Consider the following 21,953-nt stretch of genomic DNA (forward strand, 5'->3'; position numbering starts at 1 on the left):
TGACGGGTGGATTACATCCCGCCCGCGCCGGACTCCATGCCGGAGCCGGAATTCATGCGCTTCGAGCGCATCATCTTCTTGTTCTTCATCGGCTTTTTCATCTTCTTGGAGCTGCGCTTCATCGGGCGCTGCTCCTGGCCCATGTCGTCGCCCATGGCGCCCTGCTGCATTTGGCCGCCCATCTGGCCACCCATTTGCCCGCCGGGCTGGCCGCCCATGCCGGGCTCCATGCCGCCCCGCTGCATGCCCTGAGCGTAGGCGCCGGACGAGAGCGCGAGGCCGAGCGAGAGCGCACCGGCGGTCAGGAGAAGTCGCGTATTCATGAGCTACCCTTCGTTTCCGGGTCGGCCAGCGAATACCGGGACAGGCATTCGACGCGCGCAAACCCCAACAGATGTTGGAAAAACGGAAGCGAGGCCGGATCGTTCAAATTTTTCTCGATCACAGGCTCGCGATGATCAAGAAAATCTCTCAACCGCGACCGGGCGAGACCATTTTTCCTCGCGGCGCCGGTCGCGCCAGCCAACCGGACGCGCCTGCGCCTTGCCGGGTCCCTCCCGGACACCTATAGCGCGGAGCCGACGCCAGAACCGCCGCATGACCGCTCAGACCGCACCCGCCTTCCCGCACCGGCACCTGCTCGGCATCGAAGGCCTGAGCCGGCCGGACATCGAAGCGCTCTTGGAGCGCGCCGACGCCGCCGTCGCCCTGTCGAGACAGGTCGAGAAGAAGCGCACCGTCCTGCGGGGCCGCACGCAGATCAACCTGTTCTTCGAGCCCTCGACCCGCACGCAATCCTCGTTCGAACTCGCGGGCAAGCGCCTCGGCGCCGACGTGATGAACATGTCGGTCGCCTCGTCCTCGGTGAAGAAGGGCGAGACGCTGATCGACACGGCCGCGACGCTCAACGCCATGCGGCCCGACATCATCGTGGTGCGCCACCACGCGGCGGGCGCGGTGCATCTGCTCGCCCGCAAGGTCGATTGCGCCGTGGTCAACGCCGGCGACGGCGCCCACGAGCACCCGACCCAGGCGCTGCTCGACGCGCTCACCATCCGCCGCAACAAGGGCGGCATCGAGGGGCTTCAGGTCGCGATCTGCGGCGACGTCCTGCATTCGCGGGTGGCGCGCTCCAACATCATCCTGCTTCAGGCGCTCGGCGCCCGGGTGCGGGTGATCGGTCCCTCGACGCTGTTGCCCACCGGCATCGAGCGCTTCGGCGTCGAGGTGTTCACCGACATGCGCGCGGGGCTGAAGGGCTGCGACATCGTGATGATGCTGCGCCTCCAGCGCGAGCGGATGAACGGCTCCTTCGTGCCCTCGGTGAAGGAGTATTTCCGCTATTACGGCCTCGACGGCGACAAGCTGGCGCTCGCCAAACCCGGTGCCCTGGTGATGCATCCGGGCCCGATGAACCGCGGCGTCGAGATCGCCTCCGACATCGCCGACGGGGCGCAGTCGCTGATCCGCGAGCAGGTCGAGATGGGCGTCGCCGTGCGCATGGCCGTGCTGGAAGCGCTGGCGACCCATTTGCCGAACGGGTGACACTCATGAGCGCGCTCGTCCTCTCCAATGCCCATCTCCTCGATCCGGCCGGCGGCCGCGAGGGTCCCGGCGCCGTGCTCGTGCGCGACGGCCGCATCGCCGACATCGCCTGGGGTGCCGCACCCGACGCACCGGAAAACTGCAAAACAATCGATTGCGTGGGTCTCACCCTCGCGCCGGGCCTGATCGACCTGCGCGCCTTCGTCGGCGAGCCGGGTGCCGAGCACCGCGAGACCCTGGCCTCGGCGAGTGCCGCGGCGGCCGCGGGCGGCGTGACGACCCTGGTCTGCATGCCCGACACCAATCCCGTCATTGACGGGCCGGCCATCGTCGATTTCGTGCTGCGCCGCGCCCGCGACACCGCGAGCGTCAACGTGCTGCCGGCCGCGGCCATCACCAAGGGCTTGGCCGGCCGGGAGATGACCGAGTTCGGTCTGCTGGCGGAAGCCGGTGCGGTCGCCTTCACCGACGGGCTGAAAGCCGTGACCAACGCGCAGGTGATGCGCCGCGCGCTGACCTACGCCCGCGACTTCGGCGCGCTGCTGATGCAGCATGTCGAGGAGCCGGACCTCGTCGGCGAGGGCGTGATGAACGAGGGCGAGATGGCCTCCCGCCTCGGCCTGATCGGCATCCCCCGCGAGGCCGAGACGGTGATGCTGGAGCGCGACATCCGCCTCGTGCGCCTTACCGGCGCGCGCTACCACGCGGCGATGATCTCCTGTGCCGATTCCGTCGAGATCGTGCGGCGGGCCAAGGAGGCGGGGCTGCCCGTCACCTGCGGCGTCTCGGTCAACAACCTCGTGCTCAACGAGGGCGACATCGGCCACTACCGCACCTTCTGCAAGCTCTCGCCGCCCTTGCGCCGCGAGGACGACCGGCAGGCGGTGATCGCCGCGCTGAATGAAGGCGTGATCGACGTCATCGTCTCCGACCACAATCCGCAGGACGTCGAGACCAAGCGCCTGCCGTTCGCCGAAGCCGCGGACGGCGCGCTCGGCATCGAGACCCTGCTCGGCGCGAGCCTTCGCCTGCTCCATACCGGCGACGTGACGCTGGGAACGCTCCTGAAGGCCCTCTCGGCCAACCCCGCGGCGCTGCTCGGCCGCGAAGCGGGGCGCCTGGAGAAGGGCGCACCCGCCGACCTCGTGTTGATCGACCCCGATCTGCCCTACCTGCTCGACAAGCGGCAGCTGAAGTCGCGCTCCAAGAATTCGCCCTTCGACGAGGCGCGCCTCCAGGGCGCGGCGGTGCTGACGCTGGTCGGCGGCCGGGTCGTCCATCGCTCCGACCTCTCGGCTCTGGCCGCATGACCACGCTTCTCGCGGCCGGCTGGCCGGTCCTCATCGCCGCGCTCGTCCTCGGCTATGCCTGCGGCGCGATCCCCTTCGGGCTGATCCTCACGAAGTTCGCCGGCCTCGGCGACGTGCGGGCGATCGGCTCGGGCAATATCGGTGCGACCAACGTGCTGCGCACCGGCCGCAAGGGCTTGGCCGCCGCGACGCTCCTCTGCGACGCGCTCAAGGGCACGCTGCCGGTGCTGGCCGCGAGCCACTGGGGCGAGGGGCCGGCACTCGCCGCCGGGCTCGGCGCCTTCCTCGGCCATCTCTTCCCGGTCTGGCTCGGCTTCAAGGGCGGCAAGGGCGTGGCGACCTTCATCGGCGTGCTGCTGGCGCTGAGCCCGTTGACGCTGGCCGCCTTCGCCGCGATCTGGCTCGGGCTCGCCTTTGCCCTGAAATACTCCTCGCTTGCCGCGCTTGCGGCGTCGGCCGCCACGCCCCTCATCCTGTGGGCGCTGGGACACGGCCCGGTTGCAGCGCTCTTCCTCGTGCTCGCAGCTTTGCTATGGTGGAAGCACGCACCCAACATCCGCCGACTCGCCGCCGGCACCGAGGGGCGGATCGGGAAGAAAGGGTGAGCGCCGCCCCCTCCCGGACGGAGGGGGACCGATGCAGCTCACCGACGCGCAACGCCTCGATTGGCTGCGCCTGATCCGCACCGACGGCATCGGCCCGCGCACCTTCCGCAGCCTGATCAACCGCTTCGGCAGCGCGTCGGCCGCGCTCGACGCCCTGCCGGACCTGACGAAGCGGGCGGGCAAACGCGCCGTGCCGCCCACGAAGGTCGAGGCCGAGCGCGAGATGGTGGCGGCCGCCCGCCTCGGCATCCACTTCCTCGCCATGGGCGAGGCGGCCTACCCGAAGGCGCTGCACGCCACCGACACCGCGCCGCCGCTGATCGCCGTTCGTGGCGATCCGGCCACGCTTCTCAAGCCTTCGGTGGCCATCGTCGGCTCGCGCAACGCCTCGACCGCCGGCCTCGCCTTCACCGAGCGGCTCGCCCGCGGCTTCGGCGAAGCCGGTCTCGTCGTGGTCTCCGGGCTCGCCCGCGGCATCGACGCCCGCGCCCATAAGGCCACGCTCACCACCGGCACCGTCGCGGTCCTCGCGGGTGGGCAGGACCGGATCTATCCGGAGAACCATGCCGGCCTCGTCGAGGAGATCGTCGGCGCCGGCGGGGCCGTGGTCGCCGAGATGCCGATGGGCTGGGTGCCGCGCGGGCGCGACTTTCCCCGCCGCAACCGCATCATCTCCGGCCTCAGCCTCGGCACCGTCGTCGTGGAGGCCGCGCGCCGCTCCGGCTCGCTCATCACCGCCCGCTTCGCGCTGGAGCAGGGCCGGGAGGTCTTCGCGGTGCCCGGCTCGCCGCTCGATCCGCGGGCGGAGGGCACCAACGACCTGATCCGCCAGGGTGCGACGCTGGTCTCGGAGGTCGAGCACGTCCTCTCGGTGCTCGATCCGCTGATCGCCGGCGACGCGCCACAAGCGGACGGCCTGAACGACCGCTCCGAGACCTGGCGCACGCCCGATTACTGGGACGAGATCGATTTCGACGGACGCGCCGAGACCACGCTGCCGCTACTTCCCGCCGCGGCAGAGCCGGTCGAGGCTCCCCCCGAGCCCCGGGACGACCGCGAGCGGCTGATCGCATGCCTCAGCCCGGCTCCGGTCGGAACCGACGAGCTTGCCCGCTCCACCGGCCTATCGGTTCGGATCGTGCAGACGACGCTGCTCGAACTCGAACTCGACGGCCAAATCGAGCGGCATGGGAGCGGGACGGTGTCCCTGGTTTCGCGGGCGTGACGCAGCCGATCCGACGATAGAGGCCATTGACGCCGGGGCAGGGCGGCGGCGTTAGCGTGCTCGATCGCTGCTCTCGAACCTCGTGCTGGCGTCGAACGAACGGCGTCTATGACCAACAAATCTTTGATCCGAATTTCGCGCTTAAGACTCTATCAAACACTGCGCATTGCGGCTGTGGCGAATCACGATTATTGGGCCGTAATCCGGCCTCGGTTCGGTTAGAAGGGTCGATATCAGTTATTCCGCGAAGGCCCCCAGACGAGGCGGCCCGCGGGCGGGGGCTCGAACGGTGGTACGGCTTCTTCGTCAGGCTCGGAAGCGGATGGTCTCGAGGGGGCGTCCGCGGCGGCTCGTCGGCGCGACGGCGCTGATGCTGGCCCTCACCCTCTCCTCGACCGCGGTGCTCGCCTACGCCGACCTGCTGCCGCAACACCTCGATCTCGGCTTCGACCTCGATCTCGGCCTGTTCGAGGATGCGGCGCCGACCGGCCTTCCGCACGTCGCCCAGAAGATCGCGCTCGGCGGGCCGTTGAGCATCGTCGCCTTCGGCTCCTCCTCGACGGAAGGCATCGGCGCCTCGTCGCCCGCCGCCGCCTATCCCGCCCGCCTCGAAGCGGGTCTGCGGCGCGCCCTGCCGCATCTCGGCAGCAAGATCACGGTCACCAACCGCGGCATCGGCGGCGAGGCGGTGGACGAGATGCTGGCCCGGCTCGACCGGGACGTGATCGCGCCCCGGCCCGATCTCGTGATCTGGCAGACCGGCAGCAACGACGCCCTGCGCGGCATCTCCCTCGATCATTTCCGCGAGGCGACCGAGGCGGCGCTGGAGCGCATCCGCGCGGCGGGGATCGACGTGGTTCTGATGGAGCCGCAATGGTGCCCGACGCTCGACGCCACGCCCGGCGCCGACCGGTTCCGCGACGCCGTGCGCACCCTCGGCGCCGATCTCGGCGTCCCGGTGATCCGCCGCTCCGACCTGATGCGCGACTGGATCGGGCAGGGCCGGCTGACCCGCACCGAATTGTTCGCCAGCGACGGCCTGCACATGGCCGATGGCGGCTACGCCCTGCTCGCCGAGGCCGCGCAGGACACGGTGCTCGACGGCGCCGAGGCGGCGCCGGTCGCACTCGCCGAGGCGGGGACGGATTGAGGCCATCATCCGGGGCGGCCGACGTCGCCCGCTGTTTCGCGTTCGGCCTTCTGCTCGCGGCGGCGCCCGCCGGGGCGGTCGATCTGCGCCTGCTGCCCGAAAACCCGCGCTACGCCCGCAACCCGGCCTGCGCCGATGTCACCGTCGTGGCGCCGGCCCGCCGGCCCGGTACGCATCCGCTCGACGACCGGATCAGCCCCAACCCGGCCCTGTCGCCGATGAGCCAGGGCGACAGCGCGATCTGCTTTGCCTACGCCACCGCCGACATGATCTCGCAGCGCGTCGGGGTCACCGTTTCGGCGCTGGATGTCGCCACCCGCTACTACTTCGCCGACCCGACGGGCCTCGAACGCAGCCGGGATCGTGCCTTGCGGAACTACCTGCGCCGGCATCCCGACCTCGCGGAAGAGATCGCCGAGAGCCGCAACGACACCGAGGCGAGCCACGAGCGCAACCCGGGCCGCAAGCCGTATTTCGACAAGCTGGAGGACGGGCAGGAGGCGGCGGCAACGCTCCTCTACAACCTCGGCGGCCTGTGCACGGACCGGGACCTGCCCTCCTTCGACGGCTACGGCCAGCACGCGCGCACCCTCAGTGCCCTGCGCTGGCGCAGCCGCGTCGCCGCCCAGCAGATCTCCTGGCGCAGTCTCGGCGGGACGGTGCCGCGGCTGCGCGATCCGGCGACCGACGCCTTCAATGCCGGCTGGATCGCCCATGTCGAACGGCGCTGCCGGCGAAAACCCCTGCCGGTGCCGCTGATCCCGGTCTCGGATTCGATCGCCGACAACCAGCTCGACTTCATGGACAAGGCCGCCCGCAGCGAACCCGGCCTCACAGCCGGCACCGACCGGCTGATGGCGATGATCGACTACGCCCTCGACCGGGGCCGCCTGCCGGTGGTGGGCTATTCCTGGTACGTGCTGGAGGAGCGTCTGCCGAAAGAGCCGGATATCGCCGCCGACCATTCGAGCCCGATCATCGCCCGGCGCAAGGCGAGCGGGCGCTGCCAGTACCACCTGCAGGACAATACCGGCGAGTACTGCGCCCGGATGCGGCCGGGCATCGCCGAGCGCTGCGACCTCGGCCGGGTCTGGCTCGACGAGGACGAGCTGCGCGCCTCGCTCTACAGCGTGATCTATCTGCGGTAGAGCATCATCCCGAAAGGTGGCCTCCGGCTTTCGGAAAAAGATGATGCGGAAGCAAAAGCTTCGAGCGCAGGACACGGCCAGGATTCGCGACCATGACGATCGAGATCGGCTTCCTCGTCTTTCCCCGGGTGCAGCAGCTCGATCTGACCGGCCCCTATGAAGTGCTGGCCATGGTGCCGGGCGCCCGCGTCCATCTCGTCGCGAAGGCGCTGGAACCGGTCACGAGCGCCACCGGCCTCGTGCTGACGCCCACAATCACCTTCGCCGAATGCCTGGCTCTCGACGTGATCTGCGTGCCCGGCGGTGCGGGGGTGAACCCGCTGATGGAGGATGCCGAGACCCTCGACTTCCTGCGCCGTCAGGCGGAACGCGCCCGCTATGTCACCTCCGTTTGCACCGGGGCCCTGGTGCTCGGCGCGGCGGGACTTCTGCGGGGCAAGCGCGCCACCACGCACTGGGCGGCCCACGATCTCCTCGCCGCCTTCGGAGCGATTCCGACGCAGGGGCGCGTGGTGCGCGACGGCAACCTGATCACCGGCGGTGGCGTAACGGCGGGCATCGATTTCGGCCTGACGCTCGCGGCCGAACTCACTGACGTGGCGACCGCGAAGGCGATCCAGCTGCATCAGGAATACGCCCCGGCCCCGCCCTTCGACGCGGGACGCCCCGAAACCGCGGGTCCAGAGATTCTCGCGGCCGCCCGCGAGCGGCTGTCGGCGACGCGCCGGGAGCGGGAGACGATCGTGGCGCGGGTGACGCGGGGTTAAAACCCGTCCGCCTCCTCGGCCGCGCCCGAAAACATCCCGCCCATCACGTCGAGGCAGCTTTGCAGGATGTAGGCGGCGGCGAGCTTGTCCACGAGTTCGCCGCGACGCGCCCGCGAGGCGTCGGCTTCGAGCAGCGTGCGGGTAACGGCGGCGGTGGAGAGCCGCTCGTCGAAGAACAGGACCGGCAGCGGCAACAGCGGCTTGAGGTTGCGGGCAAAGCTCCGGCTCGATTGGGCACGGGGGCCTTCGGAGCCGTCCATGTTGAGCGGCAGGCCGATCACGAGGCCGCCGACCGCGTGCGTCGCGCAGAGCGTCACGATCCGTGCCACGTCGGGCGTGAACTTCACCCGCCGGATCGTCTCCAGCGGCGAGGCGATCTGCCGGCCGACATCGGACAGGGCAATTCCGATGGTCTTGGTGCCGAGGTCGAGCCCGATCAGGCGCGGCGCGCCGGCCGAGGCTTCGGCGAAGGCCGCCATCTCCTCCCGGTTCACGAATCCGTCGCTCCGAGCTGTTCAAGGGCCGCCGCGTCGTCGCCCACGAAGGTCGCGGGCAGCGGACCTTCCCCGTCGCCGAGGATGTGCAGGATCTCGAGGCCCTGAAGCCCGCGCAGGAAGGTGGGCAGGTCGGCACCGCCGAAATGCACCGTCTCCAGATCGGCGCACAGCACCCAGATGTCGTATTCGGGAAAGCCCGGCGTCACGTCGAAGAACAGGAAATCGCCCCGCTCGGTCTGCCCGAAGAAGCAGGCCCGCTCCATCAGCCCGGCATCGGCATCACCCTCGATGGTGAAGCGGTGCGGCTCATCGCTGTCCTCGTCGCGCAGGCCGTCGAGGGCGAGCGCCACGCCGTGCGAGATCAGGTGCGCGCGCGAACCGAGATCCGCCGCCTCCACCGGAACCGGGGTGAAGATGCGCAGATGCCCGCCGATCCGCCCGGCGCCGCAGCTCTGCGCGAAGTTGCGGTAGCTCTGGGGGAGGGGGAACCCGAGTTCGGCCTCGGCGCGGGCGAGATCCGTCTCGCTGGAGGTCAGCCCCGGACGCAGTTCCCGGAAGACGCTGTCCCACATGCCCCGTCCTCCCCGTATCCCGATGAGGGAGGGGCTTACGCCCGCCCGCGCGGACTTGTCCACCGCACAGATTAACCAACGGGGGTGGTCGTCCCTCCCGGGATGGAGCGGAAAGCATAAAGCGGTGTTAAGGTTTCGTTAACGACGCCGGAACCGCCCCGTGCCCCTCACGCCGACGCCGACCCCGCCCGCCTCCGCCCGATCCGGCCGCCTCATGCGGCGGCATGTGCTGATGCTGGCGCTCGCCTTCGAGATCCTCTGCGTCGGGGCCTACAACGCCGACGGCTACCGCCGTCCCGGAGTTACCGTGGACATGCCGGTGACGCGGGGCCACGTCATCGTCTGACCGGCCGGTTCGATCGGGGTTTACAGGCTCTGTGACACTCTCCGCCATCGGTGCCGCCCGGAGCGTTGCCCCTGCGCGAAGGCGGGTGCTATAGCCCGGCTGATCCCGGCGCGAGGTCTTTCACCCGCGCTCACGGCAGGCGAGGCGACACGGGCGGCATGTCGGTCGACGAGACAACGGTACGGCGCATCGCGCATCTGGCCCGCATCGCGGTGACCGACGAGGAAGTCGGCCCGCTGAAGGGGGAGCTCAACGCGATCCTCGCCTTCGTCGAGCAACTCGGCGCGGTCGACGTCGAGGGCGTCGAGCCGATGACCTCCGTCACCCCGATGCGCATGAAGAAGCGCGCCGATGTGGTGAACGACGGCGGCCGGGCGAGCGACATCGTCGCCAACGCCCCCGAGACCGAGGACAACTATTTTCTCGTGCCGAAGGTCGTCGAGTAGTCCCCTGGGACGCGACGGAGCGGCTTTTCTGCCACCCGCGAGACGCCACGCGCCCGCGGGCTTGGTGCGGATACCTGGCAGCCACTTGGAACGGGCATGACGGCACTCAACGAACTCACCCTGGCCGAGGCTCGCGACGGGCTGAAGGCCAAAGACTTCTCGGCCCGCGAGATCGCGCAGGCGCATCTCGACGCCATCGACCGGGCAAAGGCGCTCAACGCCTACATCGTCGCGACGCCCGACCGGGCGCTGAAGATGGCCGAGGTCTCGGACCAGAAGATCGCCAAGGGCGAGGCGCGCCCGCTCGAGGGCCTGCCGCTCGGCATCAAGGACCTGTTCGCGACGCAAGGGGTGCACACCACCGCGGGCTCGAAGATCCTCGAAGGATTCGAGCCGCATTACGAGTCGAACGTCTCGTCCCAGCTCTGGCGCGACGGCGCGGTGATGCTGGGCAAGCTCAACCTCGACGAGTTCGCCATGGGCTCGTCCAACGAGACCAGCGCCTACGGCAAGACGATCTCCCCCTGGCGCCGCCAGGGCTCGGACGCCCCGCTGGTGCCCGGCGGCTCGTCGGGCGGCTCGGCGGCGGCGGTGGCCGCGCATCTCTGCCTCGGTGCCACGGCGACCGATACCGGCGGCTCGATCCGCCAGCCCGCCGCCTTCACCGGCACCGTCGGCATCAAGCCGACCTACGGCCGCTGCTCACGCTGGGGCATCATCGCCTACGCCTCCTCGCTCGATCAGGCCGGCCCGATCGCGCGCACGGTGCAGGATTGCGCGATCCTGCTCGGCTCCATGGCCGGACACGACCCGCGCGACACGACGTCCGTGGACATGCCGGTGCCCGACTTCGAGGCGGCGATCTCGCGGGGCGTGAAGGGCCTCACCATCGGCATCCCGAAGGAATACCGGGTCGAAGGCATGCCCGCCGAGATCCAGCGGCTGTGGGACCAGGGCGCGGACTGGCTGCGGGAGGCCGGCGCGACGATCAAGGAAATCTCGCTGCCGCACACGCAATACGCGCTGCCGGCCTACTACATCGTGGCGCCGGCCGAGGCCTCCTCGAACCTCGCCCGCTACGACGGCGTCCGCTACGGCCTGCGGGTGCCGGGCAAAGACATCGCCGGGATGTACGAGAACACCCGCGCCGCCGGCTTCGGCCGCGAGGTGAAGCGGCGCATCATGATCGGCACCTACGTGCTGTCGGCGGGCTACTACGACGCCTACTACGTCCGGGCCCAGAAGATCCGCACGCTGATCAAGCGCGACTTCGAGGCGGCCTACGCCTCCGGCGTCGATGCGATCCTCACCCCCGCAACCCCGTCGGCCGCCTTCGGCATCGGCGAGATGGCCTCGGCCGATCCGGTCGAGATGTATCTCAACGACGTGTTCACGGTGACGGTGAACATGGCCGGACTGCCCGGCATCTCGGTGCCGGCCGGCCTCGACGCGCAGGGTCTGCCGCTCGGCCTCCAGCTCATCGGGCGTCCCTTCGACGAGGAGACGCTGTTCGCCGCCGCGCAGACCATCGAGAATGCGGCCGGGCGGATCAGCCTGCCGAAGGCGTGGTGGGCGTGAACGCCGCCCCCGTCGTCCCGGTCTATTCGTTCTCGGTCTGGATCCTCGCCGGGTTCGACCCCCTCCTGATCCTGATCGCCGTGTTCCTCGGCTGGAAGGCGGATCAGTTCGGCAAGGTCTTCATCGCGGCCATCGCCGCTTTGGGGGTCTCGGTGCTGTTCGCGTGGCTCGTGACGCGGATCGGCCTGCCCTGGCCGGCCCCCGTCGCCGCCGACCTGCCGACGTTCTTTCCGGTGCGGACGGTCTCGGCGTTTCTCTGGGCGGCGGCCGGATATGGGGCACGGCGGGTGCTCAACCGGCGTCATTGATCGCCACGCCCGTACTTTACGGTTGCATCGTCTGAGCGAATCGGCACTCTTGCGCGCATGCCTGCGACGCCGGTGCCGTGAAGACGCTTCTCTACACAGCCGCTGCCCTCAAAAGCCTCACCAAACTCCCCAAGCCCGTGCAGGCTGACATCCTGGCGAAGCTTGAACGCTATGCGGCAACCGGCTCGGGTTCGACAAAGTCCCTGGTCGGCCGGCCCGGTGTGCGGCTGCGGATCGGCGATTACCGCGCGGTCTTCACCGAGACGGTCGATACGATCTCGGTCTTTGCGATCGGTGACCGACGTGACATCTACACCTGAGAGGGTGCAGCAGCCATGAAGCCGCAAATCATCAGAACGGAAACGGGCGAGGAACTCGTCGTACTGACGCGCCGAGAGTACGATGCCCTTCTCGCCACCATCGACGGCGAAGAGGCCGAGGATCGCGACACGGCACGACTCACGGACGCGTACCTGATTGAGGAAGCAGCGGGGCAACCTGCTGCGATACCGCACTGGTTCGTGAAGCTCGTGGTCGAACACGGTTCGCCGGTCGCGGCCGCCCGCGCTCACAGCGGCGGCACGCAGGCCGACCTCTCGACAGCTACCGGCATCCCGCAAGACGCCATCATCCGGTTCGAGCGAGCGGAAGCCGATCCGGACGACGGGCAACGGCAGCGCATCGCATCCTACACGGGTGTCGCGCCGGATTGGCTCGGCTGAATCTGACCATGGGCGGGCACGGTTCTAACCGCGCCCGCTCCCTGAGCTTGCTACTCCGCCGGCACCGAGTGCCCATGATGAGCCGGAGCAGGCGCTGCCTCCGCGTTCTCGCCCGCAGCGACCTCTTTGCGCTTGAACAGGCGCATCACCACCACGAAGAACACCGGCACGAAGAACACCGCGAGCACGGTGGCCGAGATCATGCCGCCCATCACGCCCGTGCCGATGGCCTGCTGGCTCTTCGAAGAGGCGCCGGTGGCGATCGCCAGCGGCACCACGCCGAAGATGAAGGCGAGCGAGGTCATCACGATCGGGCGGAAGCGGAGCGTCGCCGCCTGGATCGTCGCCTGGACGATGTTGGTGCCGGGCTTCCAGAGGTCGCGGGCGAACTCCACGATCAGGATCGCGTTCTTGGCCGACAGGCCGATGATCGTGATGAGCCCGATCTTGAAGTAGACGTCGTTGGGCATGCCGCGCAGATACACCGCCGCCACCGAGCCGATGACGCCGAGCGGGATCACCAGCAGCACGGAGATCGGGATCGACCAGCTCTCGTAGAGCGCGGCCAGACACAGGAACACGATCAGCACCGACAGCGCCAGCAGCAGCGAGGCCTGGGAGCCCGCCTCCTTCTCCTGGAGCGACTGCCCGGTCCAGGCGTAGCCGAAGCCCTTCGGCAGGAAGGTCATCAGCCGCTCCATCTCCTTGATGGTGTCGCCGGAGGTGTAGCCGGGGGCCGGATCGCCGGTGATGCGCACCGACTGGTAGCCGTTGAAGCCGATGATCTGCGCCGGGCCGACGCCCCATTTCAGGTCGGCGAAGGAGGACATCGGCACCATCGTCCCCTGCGCGTTCTTGACCGAGTAGTTCAACAGGTCCGCCGCGTGCAGGCGCTGGAGATCCTCGGACTGCACGATCACGCGCTGCATCTTGCCGCGATTCGGGAAGTCGTTGACGTAGACCGAGCCGAGATTGACCTGGATCGTGTTGTTGATGTCCTCGAAATCGACGCCGAGCGCGGCTGCCTTCTCGCGGTCGATGATGAGTTCGGCCTCGGGCGCGGGCGGCAGGCCCTCGACATAGACCTTCGTCAGCACAGGGCTCTTGCGGGCGAGCGACAGCAGCTGCTCCTGGGCCGCCATCAGCGCCGAGTAGCCCTTCTGCGCCCGGTCCTGCAGGCGGAACGAGAAGCCCGAGGCGTTGCCGAGGTTGTCGATCGGCGGCGGCTCCAGCGCCTGGATCACGGCATCCTTGTAGCCCCAAGCGCCTTGTTGGTGCCCTCGACCAGCTTGGCGGCGGAGTTCGCCGCGTCGCGCTCGCTCCAGGGCTTGAGCGTGACGAAGGCTTGGCTCGTCATCTGGCCCTGGCCGGAGAAGGAGAAGCCGTTGATGACGGTGACCGTCGCCACGCCTGGCTGGGCCAGGAGATAATCCTCGACCTTCTTCACCGCCGCTTCCGTGCGGTTGAAGGAGGAGCCCGGCGGGGTCTGGATATCGACGGTGAAGAAGCCCTGATCCTCGAGCGGCAGGAAGCCCTCGGGCAGGCGCATGAAGGCGTAGGCGACGCCCGCGACCAGCACGAGGTAGATCAGCATCACCCGGCCGGACTTCCGGATGAACCATGCCACGCCGCGGCCGTATCGGGCGGTCTCCCGGTCGACGAACCGGTTGAACCATCCGAACACGCCGCCCTTGGCGTGGCCGTGCCCCTTCTCGATCGGCTTCAGCATCGTGGCGCAGAGCGCCGGGGTGAGCGAGAGGGCGAGCAGGGCCGAGAAGGCGATGGAGGTCACCATCGCGATCGAGAACTGCCGGTAGATGATGCCGACCGAGCCGGGGAAGAACGCCATCGGGATGAACACGGCGATCAGCACCAGGGTGATGCCGATGATCGCCCCCGTGATCTGGCTCATCGCCTTCCGGGTCGCCTCCTTCGGGGGCAGACCCTCCTCGTTCATGATGCGCTCGACGTTCTCGACGACGACGATGGCGTCGTCGACGAGGATGCCGATGGCCAGCACCATGCCGAACATGGTCAGCACGTTCACGGAGAAGCCCGCGAGCAGCATGACGGTGCAGGTGCCGAACAGGGCGATCGGCACGACGATGGTCGGGATGAGGGTGTAGCGAATGTTCTGGAGGAACACGAACATCACGATGAAGACCAGCACCACCGCCTCGACCAGCGTGTGCAGCACCTTCTCGATCGAGGCATCGACCGCGGGCGTGATGTCGTAGGGGATGTCCCACTTCACCGTGTCGGGGAAGAACTGCGACAGCTCCACCATCTTGGCGCGGATGGCCTTCGCCGTCTCGATGGCGTTGCCGTCGGGCGCCAGCGTCACCGAGATGCCCGCCGCCGGGCCGCCGTTGAGGCGGGTGGTGAACTTGTAGTCGTCGCCGCCGAGTTCGATCCGGGCGACGTCGCGCAGGCGCACGTTGGAGCCGTCGGGATTCGCCCGCAGCACGATGGCGCCGAACGCCTCCGGCTCGGTCATCTGCCCCTTGACGATGATGGGGAAGTTGACGGCGTGGCGTTCAGGCGAGGGCTGCGCGCCGACGGCGCCCGAGGCGATCTGCACGTTCTGCCGGCCGATCGCCTTGGTCACGTCGGCGGCGTTCAGCGAGAGGCCGCGCAGCTTGTCCGGGTCGATCCAGATCCGCAGCGCCCGCTCGGTCGAGTAGAGGGTCGCGCGGCCGACGCCGGGGATGCGGCGGATCTCGTTGATGACGTTGCGGATCAGGAAGTCGCCCAGCCCCACCTCGTCGGTCTTCCCGTCGGTGGAGACGAGCGTGATGATGTTCAGCGTCGCAGCCGAGGCCTCCTCCACGAGGATGCCCTGCTGGCGCACTTCGGCCGGCAGGCGCGCCTCGACGCGCTTCAAGCGGTTCTGCACCTCGACGCCGGCGTAGCCGGGATCGGTGCCGGGCTGGAAGCTCGCGGTGATCTCGACCACGCCGAAGGAGTCGGAGGCCGATTCGAAGCTCAGGATGTTGGCCGCACCGTTGAGCTCGTCCTCAATGAGGCGCGTCGTGCCGGTGTAGAGATTCTCCACCGAGGCGCCGGGATAGGAGGTCGAGAGCGCGATCGCGGGGGGCGCGATGATCGGGTACTGGGCGATCGGCAGTTGCGGGATCGAGAGCGCGCCGCCCAGCAGAATGAAGAGGGCGACGACCCAGGCGAAGACCGGCCGGTCGATGAAGAAGCGAGCCATGAGGCGCGTTGATGTCCTATGCCATCGGGCCGGCGGGGCGTCGGGACGCCCGCCGGCCGCGCGATGCTTGAGAAAGAATCAGTCGGCGAACTGGGCGACGGGCTGAGCGGCCGGCTCGGCCGCGGACGAACTCTTCTCGTTCGTCTCCTTGCCGTCGGTGTCGTGACTGTCGGTGTCGATCGGCTTGCCCTCGTCGGCAGCGGTCTCCGTCTTCCACGGGACGGTCTTCACCTGGATGCCCGCGGAGATCTTCTGGAAGCCTTCGACGACGACCTTCTCGCCGCCCTCCAGGCCCTCGCGGATCAGCCAGTTGCCGCCGACCACGGGGCCGACCTCGACCGGCTGAAGCATGACCTTGCCGTCGGGCTTGACCACCCAGACCTCGGGCTTGCCGTCACTGGTGCGCTGGATCGCCTGCTGCGGCACGGCGATGGCGTCCGAGTCGATGCCCTGCTTGATCCGGGCGCGGACATACATCCCGGGAAACAGCTCGTTGTGCGGGTTGGGGAACTGCACCCGCAGCGTCACCTGGCCCGTGCTCGGGTCGGCGGTGACGTCGGAGAACAGCAGGCGCCCGGCCGAGCCGTAGAGCGTGCCGTCATCCATGATGAGGTGGACGTTGGCAGTGTCGGCGGCGAGCTTGGCGAGTTCGCCCGAGGCGATGTCGCGGCGCAGCTTGTTCAGTTCGCCCACCGACTGGGTGATGTCGACGTAGATCGGATCGAGCTGCTGGATCGTGGCGAGCACCCCGGTGATGCCGGACTCGATCAGCGTGCCCTCGGTGAGCAGCGCCCGGCCGATGCGGCCGGAGATTGGCGCGCGTACATCGGTCCAGGACAGGTTGAGCCGCGCCCGGTCGCGGGCCGCCTTGGCGCCGGCGACTTCGGCCTCGGCCTGCTTCTTGGCGGCAAACGCCGTGTCGTACTGCGCCTGGCTCGCGGTGTTGCGGGCGAGCAGGGTCTCGAGGCGGTCGGCCTGCTGGTTGGCCAGCACCAGGGCGGCCTCGCGGTTGGCCAAAGTCGCCTCGGCGCTGGCGAGATCGACCTGATAGGGGGCCGGGTCGATCTTGTAGAGGACGTCGCCCTCGTTGACGTGGCTGCCCTGCTCGAACAGACGCCGGATCACCAGACCCGAGACCCGCGAGCGCACCTCGGCGATGCGCATCGGCGCGACGCGGCCGGGCAGATCGCGGACGTAGGGGATCGGTTGCGGACGGACGCTGACGACGCTGACCTCGGGCGGCGGCAGCGGCACGGGCGCGGCCGCCTTCTGCTCGTTGCAGGCCGAGACGGCGACGAGGACGGCACCGACGACAAGAGAGGCCGGCAGGGACCAGCGGGAGCGGCGGCTTCCGGCCTTGGCAAGGCCGGGATTGCTGCCGGGCGACTGGGGAGACGGCGTCACGATGGGGTTACTCCTACGATGCTCTCGGCATTTGTTGTCGCATCGACGTCTGTCCGAAGGCCGATGCTGGCCTTCGAGCCGATGCCGTGACGCGGCCGGCGGTCCCCCGGGAAGGAGAGCGTCACCGCGCGTCACGGATGACGGGGGAGACCGGATCGGCCTCGCGCGCCGTTGCAATCACCGGGCCGCTGCGACGATCGGGGATCGAAGGCCCTGGACGTAAGATGCCAGAGGCATCGGGGATCGACTGTGCAGGACAGCCGAATGGGGTCGGGGTACATCCTGGGCGCGAAGTTTGGCAATCCGACGACGGCGCGCATCGGCGCCATGCCACCGCTCAAACCCCTCGCAATGCCCGTACGACCGCGACGACGCGCCTGTCAGGCCCGGGGCGGACGCTCGGGCTGACCGCGCTCGGCGGGAGCGGGGTTTCGATCCGAGATGGGACGGGGAAGAGACGATGCCCGCACGCGGTCGAGACCCGGAAGGACCGCGCTCACGCGCCCGAGTTTCGCGACCTCGTCGAGATCGAGCACGGCGTGGCCGATCCGCACGCTGGCGAGCGGGTCCGTGTCGGGCCGTTGATCGAACGTCACCACGCCATGTGCCTGCGGGATCCCGCCAAGAGCAGAGCCGTCGGTCGGCAGTCCGATGACGACGAGCAGGCTCAGCAGCCCGACCAGCGTGGACAGAACGATGCGGGCCGGTCGGCCGGCATGGGTACGGCCCGTCGATGCAAGGCGAGTCATGATGGTCACGATGACATCATTGTGGTGGATGAAACGTTCCCGCGCAATCGAGTGCGGCATTCTGGCCGGTCCTCCAGGACAGCCACTCGGCTCCTCATCCAGCGGAGCATGGTTCGGCCGTGAGCCGATGTGCCGGGCCGCACGGTGTTCCGGACGCGCCCGACATTTCGGCGCAGGCGTTGCCGAGAACCCACACCCTTGCCTTCCTCCTGCCCTGACGGCCGGCCCTAAAGCGCTCGACTCGCCTGCTGCCGCCACCCGCGCGGCGCGGCCCCTTCGAGGAGGATATACGCCTTGCCGACCCGATCCTGGCCGAACCGTTCCGCGCTGCCGCGCCTTGCCGCAACGCTTGCCCTCGGCGGTGCTCTTGCGGTGGCCGCCCTCGTGCCGGCCCACGCCAACCCGCTCGACAGCGGGCCGCTGGCCGACTTCATCAACGTGTTCAAGACGCAGGCCATCCCGCGTGACACGGTGGCCTATGCCGGCAAGGAGAAGCCCGGCACGATCGTGATCTCCACGAGCCAGCGCCGGCTCTACTACGTGCTCGGCGGCGGCGAGGCGATCCGCTACGGCGTCGGCGTCGGGCGCCAGGGCTTCTCATGGTCGGGCACCAAGACGGTCACGGGTAAGAAGGAATGGCCGGCTTGGCGCCCGCCGGCCCAGATGCTCGCCCGCCGCCCGGACCTGCCGCGCTACATGGCCGGCGGCCAGGACAACCCGCTCGGCGCCCGGGCGATGTATCTCGGCTCCTCGCTCTATCGCATCCACGGCTCGAACGAGCCCGAGACGATGGGCGCGGCCGTGTCATCAGGCTGCATCCGCATGACCAACAAGGACGTGGTCGATCTCTACGACCGGGTGAAAGTCGGCACGAAGGTGATCGTGAAGAACTGACTGTGCGCATGCGGGAAGCTTGTCGGCAGCAGGTTGCGACGCCTGCGACGGTCAAGGACTGACAAGCTGGTCCAGGGCTTTACCGCTTTAGTCGCGAGCACCGTCACATCGACGGCGGGTTGAGGCGGGCCCATCGGCGACGCCGTTCAGGAGCCGAACCGCGTGCATTTCCAAGAAGGTAAGGGCCGATCGTCCTCTTCGGCCCTTACCTTCTCCGGAATGGCCGTCATTGGAGGCCAGCATCGATCCGACGGTCTCGGCTGCTGTCCTCACCGCGGCCAAGGCGCCGGATGCGAGCGAAGACGACATCGGCCGTTGCGATGAGCATCCATCATCACGTCCGCGGATGCCTGGAGCCGCAGCCGACAGCCGACAGCCGACAGCCGACAGCCGACAGCCGACAGCCGACAGCCTGACCCCTTCCCAATTCGGCAGGCGCGGCAAGAGCGAAGGCCCGCTCGGAGGCGGCCTTACGGGCGCGGTGGCAGCCCAGGCGACAAGTAGCAAAATTCACCGGAATCGACGAAGAAAATCACCCAAAACCAATAAACAAAGAAAACAACTTCCGTTGACTTCAATACGGATCGGCTGATCATCTTGGGATCTACTCAAGGGAGCCGCCGATGTCGGACCAGACGCCCGCTTCAGTCCACGCCGAAACGCTCGCGCTCCATGCCGGTTGGCGCGCCGATCCTCAGACCGGGTCGGTCGCAGTGCCGATCCACCAGACCACCTCCTACCAGTTCCGCGACGCCGATCACGCGGAGAGTCTGTTCGCGCTCAAGGAACTCGGCAACATCTACACCCGGGTCACCAATCCCACCGTCGACGTGCTGGAGCAGCGCCTCGCCGCGCTGGAGGGCGGCGCGGCCGCACTTGCTCTCGCCTCCGGTCAGGCGGCCTCCGCGCTGAGCGTCCAGAACCTCGCGCGGGCAGGTGACAACATCGTCTCCTCGACCGACCTCTACGGCGGCACATGGAACCTGTTCGCCCACACGCTGGCCGAGCAGGGCATCGAGGTCCGCTTTGTCGATCCCGCCGACCCGGACAATTTCTCCCGCGCGACCGACGGGCGGACGCGGGCCTACTACGCCGAGACCCTGCCGAACCCGAAGCTCACGGTCTTCCCCATCGCCGAGGTGGCGGCGATCGGCCGGCCGCTCGGCATCCCGCTCATCGTCGACAACACCGCGGCGCCCCTGTTGGCACGGCCGCTCGACCATGGCGCGGCGATCGTCGTCTATTCGACTACGAAGTATCTCGGCGGCCACGGCATCGCCATCGGCGGAGCCATCGTCGACGGCGGCCGCTTCGACTGGGCAGCCTATCCCGATCGCCAGCCCGCCCTGAACACGCCGGATTCGAGCTATCATGGCGCGGTCTGGACCGAGGCCGCGCGGCCGATCGGACCGGTCGCCTATGCCTTGCGAGCCCGGGTGCGGCTCCTGTGCGATCTCGGTCCCGCCGTCTCGCCGCTCAACGCCTTCCTGACGCTCCAGGGGATCGAGACGCTTCCCCTGCGGATCGAACGCCACAGCCGCAATGCGCAAGCGGTCGCCGACTGGCTCGGGCGTCGGCCGGAGATCGCCCGCGTGATCCATCCCTCCGCTCAAACCGGCGCCGCGCGGGAGCGGGCCGACCGCATCCTGAGGGGAGGCTATGGCGGCCTCGTCGGGTTCGAGCTGGCGGCGGGCCGCGCCGCCGGGCGCCGCTTCATTGACGCGCTCAAGCTGTTCTACCACGTCGCCAATATCGGCGATGTGCGCAGCCTTGCGATCCACCCGGCCTCGACCACCCACTCGCAGCTGACGCCGGACGAGCAGCGCGCCACCGGTGTCACCGACGGCTACGTGCGCCTCTCGGTCGGGCTGGAGCACATCGACGACATCCTGGCCGATCTCGATCAGGCGCTGGCCGCCGCGGGAACGCTGGCGCGGGCGGCCTGAGATGAGTTACACGCTCCCCATCCTCGATCTCGCCCGCCTCGATGCGGGTGTGAGCGAGCGCGACGCCTTCCTGGCGGAGCTGCGGACGGTCGCCCGCGAGACCGGCTTCTTTTATCTCGTCGGACACGGCATTCCGGCCTCGCAGATCGCCGGCGTCCAGGCGCTGGCACGGCACTTCTTTGCCCTGCCGGCGGAGGCGAAGCGGGCGGTCGCGATGGTGAACTCGCCCCATTTCCGAGGCTACACCGAGGCCGGCCAGGAGATCACCCGTGGGCGGGCCGACTGGCGCGAGCAGTTCGATATCGGCGCCGAGCGGGCGGCGCGGCCGCGCGAACCCGGCCTCCCGGCCTGGACCCGCCTCCAGGGGCCGAACCAGTGGCCGGCCGCCCTGCCGGGGCTCCGGGTCGGACTCCTGGCCTGGCAGGAAGCGGTCACAGATGTCGGCATCCGCCTGTTGCAGGCCTTCGCCCTGGCGCTTGGGCAGGAGGCCGACGCCTTCGCGCCGATCTACGCAGGCGCACCCAACCAGCACATCAAGATCATCCGCTATCCCGGCCGCGAGGCCACCGGCGACAACCAGGGCGTCGGCGCCCACAAGGACAGCGGCTTTCTCACCCTGTTGGTGCAGGACGGCGTGGGCGGCCTGGAGGTCGAGGATGCCGACGGCCGCTGGATCGCGGTCGCGCCGGTCGAGGGGGCCTTCGTGGTCAATGTCGGCGAACTGCTGGAACTCGCCTCGAACGGCTACCTGCGGGCCACAATCCACCGGGTGGTGACGCCGGATGCAGGCCGGGACCGGCTCTCCATCGCCTTCTTCCTCGGCGCGCGACACGACGCCACCGTCCCGTTGCTCGCTCTGCCCGCCGCGCTGGCGGAGCAGGCACGGGGCGCGGCGAGCGACCCCGAGAACCCGCTTTTCCGCGAGGTCGGCCGCAATTACCTCAAGGGTCGACTGCGCTCGCATCCCGACGTGGCGGCAGCCCACTATGCCGACCTGCTCATCGCCGAGGCGCGGGCCGCATGAGACAGCTTTTCACTTGGCTCGTCACTTGGCTCGGCACGCTCCTGCGGAACGCGGCGCTACCTGCCGAATCCGGGCCGCTGCCGCTCGCGTCCGGCGCGATGCTGAGCCACGAATGGCTCGCGCCCCACCTCGTCTGCTGGCCGAGCCGGATCCCGGACGCCCGAATGCGCGACGAGGCCTGACGGGGGCGGCGCTCCCCACGCGGAGTATCGCGCACCGCGCAATTGACGGATTTCCGAGCGGGAGGCGCAATGATTTTTCCGTGAAACGCGACTATCTGTCAGAACTATGCTTCGCCTTCGCAATTATTAATAATATAATTCCATCTAAGCATCATTGCTGAAGAGGCAAATACTTGATGCATCTTGCGGCATAACTCCGTTAGATCACCATCTCCTGGCACAACAGGGATCGACAGGACTGGCAAGCAACGCGGCCTGCTCACGCGCCGGCAAGCCGCCGCCCTCTGCGCGGGTGCTGCGTTGGCTGGATTCGTGGCGGGC

Annotated in this window: 23 protein-coding genes and 1 pseudogene; 17 read left to right on the forward strand and 7 right to left on the reverse strand. The window is 68.8% G+C overall.

Annotated elements, in window-relative coordinates:
• Positions 1–11 precede the first annotated feature (11 nt).
• Both MSPGM_RS16565 and MSPGM_RS16570 read right to left on the reverse strand, forming a co-directional pair.
• Entirely contained in the window at positions 12–323 is a 312-nt protein-coding gene (locus tag MSPGM_RS16565) for a hypothetical protein (RefSeq protein ID WP_003599341.1), read from the reverse strand.
• The gene (locus tag MSPGM_RS16570; RefSeq protein ID WP_131473067.1) at positions 320–526 is read right to left on the reverse strand and encodes a hypothetical protein; all 207 of its coding nucleotides are present in this window, start codon (positions 524–526) and stop codon (positions 320–322) included. Before MSPGM_RS16570 ends, MSPGM_RS16565 begins: the two co-directional genes overlap by 4 nt.
• Before the next feature lie 71 nt (positions 527–597).
• On the opposite strand from MSPGM_RS16570, the gene MSPGM_RS16575 reads away from it, so the two are divergent.
• The 7 genes from MSPGM_RS16575 to MSPGM_RS16605 all read left to right on the forward strand — a co-directional run bounded on the left by MSPGM_RS16575 (position 598) and on the right by MSPGM_RS16605 (position 7,750).
• Positions 598–1,545: an aspartate carbamoyltransferase catalytic subunit gene (locus MSPGM_RS16575; RefSeq protein WP_003599343.1), complete on the forward strand. Its 948-nt coding sequence runs from the start codon at positions 598–600 to the stop codon at positions 1,543–1,545.
• A gap of 5 nt (positions 1,546–1,550) precedes the next feature.
• Positions 1,551–2,855 (forward strand): dihydroorotase, encoded by a 1,305-nt coding sequence (locus tag MSPGM_RS16580; RefSeq protein WP_003599345.1) that lies wholly within the window; start codon positions 1,551–1,553, stop codon positions 2,853–2,855.
• Entirely contained in the window at positions 2,852–3,460 is a 609-nt protein-coding gene (gene plsY, locus MSPGM_RS16585; protein WP_003599346.1) for a glycerol-3-phosphate 1-O-acyltransferase PlsY, read from the forward strand. Before MSPGM_RS16580 ends, plsY begins: the two co-directional genes overlap by 4 nt.
• A 31-nt stretch (positions 3,461–3,491) precedes the next feature.
• The gene (gene dprA / locus MSPGM_RS16590; protein WP_003599347.1) at positions 3,492–4,685 is read left to right on the forward strand and encodes a DNA-processing protein DprA; all 1,194 of its coding nucleotides are present in this window, start codon (positions 3,492–3,494) and stop codon (positions 4,683–4,685) included.
• Between the two features lie 322 nt (positions 4,686–5,007).
• Positions 5,008–5,835, forward strand: a complete 828-nt coding sequence (locus MSPGM_RS16595) for an SGNH/GDSL hydrolase family protein (protein WP_012753296.1) — start codon at positions 5,008–5,010, stop codon at positions 5,833–5,835.
• Positions 5,832–6,983: a hypothetical protein gene (locus MSPGM_RS16600; protein WP_003599350.1), complete on the forward strand. Its 1,152-nt coding sequence runs from the start codon at positions 5,832–5,834 to the stop codon at positions 6,981–6,983. Before MSPGM_RS16595 ends, MSPGM_RS16600 begins: the two co-directional genes overlap by 4 nt.
• 92 nt (positions 6,984–7,075) lie before the next feature.
• The gene (locus MSPGM_RS16605) at positions 7,076–7,750 is read left to right on the forward strand and encodes a DJ-1/PfpI family protein (RefSeq protein ID WP_003599351.1); all 675 of its coding nucleotides are present in this window, start codon (positions 7,076–7,078) and stop codon (positions 7,748–7,750) included.
• On the opposite strand, the gene ruvX is transcribed toward MSPGM_RS16605, so the two are convergent.
• Both ruvX and MSPGM_RS16615 read right to left on the reverse strand, forming a co-directional pair.
• The gene (ruvX, locus tag MSPGM_RS16610) at positions 7,747–8,244 is read right to left on the reverse strand and encodes a Holliday junction resolvase RuvX (protein ID WP_003599352.1); all 498 of its coding nucleotides are present in this window, start codon (positions 8,242–8,244) and stop codon (positions 7,747–7,749) included. The genes MSPGM_RS16605 and ruvX overlap by 4 nt on opposite strands.
• A complete protein-coding gene (locus tag MSPGM_RS16615; RefSeq protein ID WP_003599353.1) occupies positions 8,241–8,819 on the reverse strand; it encodes an SMI1/KNR4 family protein in 579 nt (192 codons plus the stop codon). Before MSPGM_RS16615 ends, ruvX begins: the two co-directional genes overlap by 4 nt.
• A 160-nt stretch (positions 8,820–8,979) precedes the next feature.
• Here MSPGM_RS16615 and MSPGM_RS16620 point away from each other — a divergent pair, with 160 nt between their 5' ends.
• The 6 genes from MSPGM_RS16620 to MSPGM_RS16645 all read left to right on the forward strand — a co-directional run bounded on the left by MSPGM_RS16620 (position 8,980) and on the right by MSPGM_RS16645 (position 12,219).
• Positions 8,980–9,165 (forward strand): hypothetical protein, encoded by a 186-nt coding sequence (locus MSPGM_RS16620; protein ID WP_003599354.1) that lies wholly within the window; start codon positions 8,980–8,982, stop codon positions 9,163–9,165.
• A 158-nt stretch (positions 9,166–9,323) separates the two neighbouring features.
• Positions 9,324–9,611, forward strand: a complete 288-nt coding sequence (gene gatC, locus MSPGM_RS16625) for an Asp-tRNA(Asn)/Glu-tRNA(Gln) amidotransferase subunit GatC (RefSeq protein ID WP_003599355.1) — start codon at positions 9,324–9,326, stop codon at positions 9,609–9,611.
• 96 nt (positions 9,612–9,707) lie between these two features.
• Complete coding sequence (gatA, locus tag MSPGM_RS16630; RefSeq protein ID WP_003599356.1) at positions 9,708–11,189, forward strand: Asp-tRNA(Asn)/Glu-tRNA(Gln) amidotransferase subunit GatA; 1,482 nt, start codon at positions 9,708–9,710, stop codon at positions 11,187–11,189.
• Positions 11,186–11,497 (forward strand): hypothetical protein, encoded by a 312-nt coding sequence (locus MSPGM_RS16635; protein ID WP_003599358.1) that lies wholly within the window; start codon positions 11,186–11,188, stop codon positions 11,495–11,497. The genes gatA and MSPGM_RS16635 overlap by 4 nt, the downstream gene beginning before the upstream one ends.
• Before the next feature lie 77 nt (positions 11,498–11,574).
• A complete protein-coding gene (locus tag MSPGM_RS16640; protein WP_003599361.1) occupies positions 11,575–11,817 on the forward strand; it encodes a type II toxin-antitoxin system RelE family toxin in 243 nt (80 codons plus the stop codon).
• Between the two features lie 15 nt (positions 11,818–11,832).
• A complete protein-coding gene (locus MSPGM_RS16645) occupies positions 11,833–12,219 on the forward strand; it encodes a helix-turn-helix domain-containing protein (protein WP_003599362.1) in 387 nt (128 codons plus the stop codon).
• 50 nt (positions 12,220–12,269) lie between these two features.
• Here the strand turns inward: MSPGM_RS16645 and MSPGM_RS16650 are convergent.
• The 3 genes and pseudogenes from MSPGM_RS16650 to MSPGM_RS16660 all read right to left on the reverse strand — a co-directional run bounded on the left by MSPGM_RS16650 (position 12,270) and on the right by MSPGM_RS16660 (position 17,586).
• Positions 12,270–15,433, reverse strand: a pseudogene (locus MSPGM_RS16650) (multidrug efflux RND transporter permease subunit).
• Positions 15,434–15,511: 78 nt separating this feature from the next.
• Positions 15,512–16,837, reverse strand: a complete 1,326-nt coding sequence (locus MSPGM_RS16655; RefSeq protein WP_012753297.1) for an efflux RND transporter periplasmic adaptor subunit — start codon at positions 16,835–16,837, stop codon at positions 15,512–15,514.
• Between the two features lie 380 nt (positions 16,838–17,217).
• Complete coding sequence (locus MSPGM_RS16660; protein WP_261926407.1) at positions 17,218–17,586, reverse strand: hypothetical protein; 369 nt, start codon at positions 17,584–17,586, stop codon at positions 17,218–17,220.
• A gap of 294 nt (positions 17,587–17,880) precedes the next feature.
• On the opposite strand from MSPGM_RS16660, the gene MSPGM_RS16665 reads away from it, so the two are divergent.
• From MSPGM_RS16665 to MSPGM_RS16680, 4 genes are all read left to right on the forward strand, one after another.
• A complete protein-coding gene (locus tag MSPGM_RS16665) occupies positions 17,881–18,480 on the forward strand; it encodes a L,D-transpeptidase (RefSeq protein WP_003599366.1) in 600 nt (199 codons plus the stop codon).
• 623 nt (positions 18,481–19,103) lie between these two features.
• Entirely contained in the window at positions 19,104–20,426 is a 1,323-nt protein-coding gene (locus MSPGM_RS16670; RefSeq protein ID WP_261925716.1) for an O-acetylhomoserine aminocarboxypropyltransferase/cysteine synthase family protein, read from the forward strand.
• A gap of 1 nt (position 20,427) precedes the next feature.
• Entirely contained in the window at positions 20,428–21,450 is a 1,023-nt protein-coding gene (locus MSPGM_RS16675) for an isopenicillin N synthase family dioxygenase (protein ID WP_003599368.1), read from the forward strand.
• A complete protein-coding gene (locus MSPGM_RS16680; protein ID WP_003599369.1) occupies positions 21,447–21,632 on the forward strand; it encodes a hypothetical protein in 186 nt (61 codons plus the stop codon). Before MSPGM_RS16675 ends, MSPGM_RS16680 begins: the two co-directional genes overlap by 4 nt.
• The last annotated feature ends 321 nt before the right edge of the window (positions 21,633–21,953 follow it).

Origin of the sequence: Methylorubrum sp. GM97 (assembly GCF_024347855.1) — a bacterium.
GTDB lineage: Bacteria > Pseudomonadota > Alphaproteobacteria > Rhizobiales > Beijerinckiaceae > Methylobacterium > Methylobacterium extorquens.

Coding starts and splice junctions, on each gene's coding strand:
- MSPGM_RS16615 (WP_003599353.1), bottom strand. CDS start 8,819: ATGTGGGACAGCGTCTTCCGGGAACTGCGTCCGGGGCTGACCTCCAGC.
- MSPGM_RS16660 (WP_261926407.1), bottom strand. CDS start 17,586: ATGACTCGCCTTGCATCGACGGGCCGTACCCATGCCGGCCGACCGGCC.
- plsY (WP_003599346.1), top strand. CDS start 2,852: ATGACCACGCTTCTCGCGGCCGGCTGGCCGGTCCTCATCGCCGCGCTC.
- dprA (WP_003599347.1), top strand. CDS start 3,492: ATGCAGCTCACCGACGCGCAACGCCTCGATTGGCTGCGCCTGATCCGC.
- MSPGM_RS16670 (WP_261925716.1), top strand. CDS start 19,104: ATGTCGGACCAGACGCCCGCTTCAGTCCACGCCGAAACGCTCGCGCTC.
- MSPGM_RS16565 (WP_003599341.1), bottom strand. CDS start 323: ATGAATACGCGACTTCTCCTGACCGCCGGTGCGCTCTCGCTCGGCCTC.
- MSPGM_RS16680 (WP_003599369.1), top strand. CDS start 21,447: ATGAGACAGCTTTTCACTTGGCTCGTCACTTGGCTCGGCACGCTCCTG.
- MSPGM_RS16675 (WP_003599368.1), top strand. CDS start 20,428: ATGAGTTACACGCTCCCCATCCTCGATCTCGCCCGCCTCGATGCGGGT.
- gatC (WP_003599355.1), top strand. CDS start 9,324: ATGTCGGTCGACGAGACAACGGTACGGCGCATCGCGCATCTGGCCCGC.
- MSPGM_RS16575 (WP_003599343.1), top strand. CDS start 598: ATGACCGCTCAGACCGCACCCGCCTTCCCGCACCGGCACCTGCTCGGC.
- gatA (WP_003599356.1), top strand. CDS start 9,708: ATGACGGCACTCAACGAACTCACCCTGGCCGAGGCTCGCGACGGGCTG.
- MSPGM_RS16595 (WP_012753296.1), top strand. CDS start 5,008: ATGGTCTCGAGGGGGCGTCCGCGGCGGCTCGTCGGCGCGACGGCGCTG.
- MSPGM_RS16645 (WP_003599362.1), top strand. CDS start 11,833: ATGAAGCCGCAAATCATCAGAACGGAAACGGGCGAGGAACTCGTCGTA.
- MSPGM_RS16605 (WP_003599351.1), top strand. CDS start 7,076: ATGACGATCGAGATCGGCTTCCTCGTCTTTCCCCGGGTGCAGCAGCTC.
- MSPGM_RS16580 (WP_003599345.1), top strand. CDS start 1,551: ATGAGCGCGCTCGTCCTCTCCAATGCCCATCTCCTCGATCCGGCCGGC.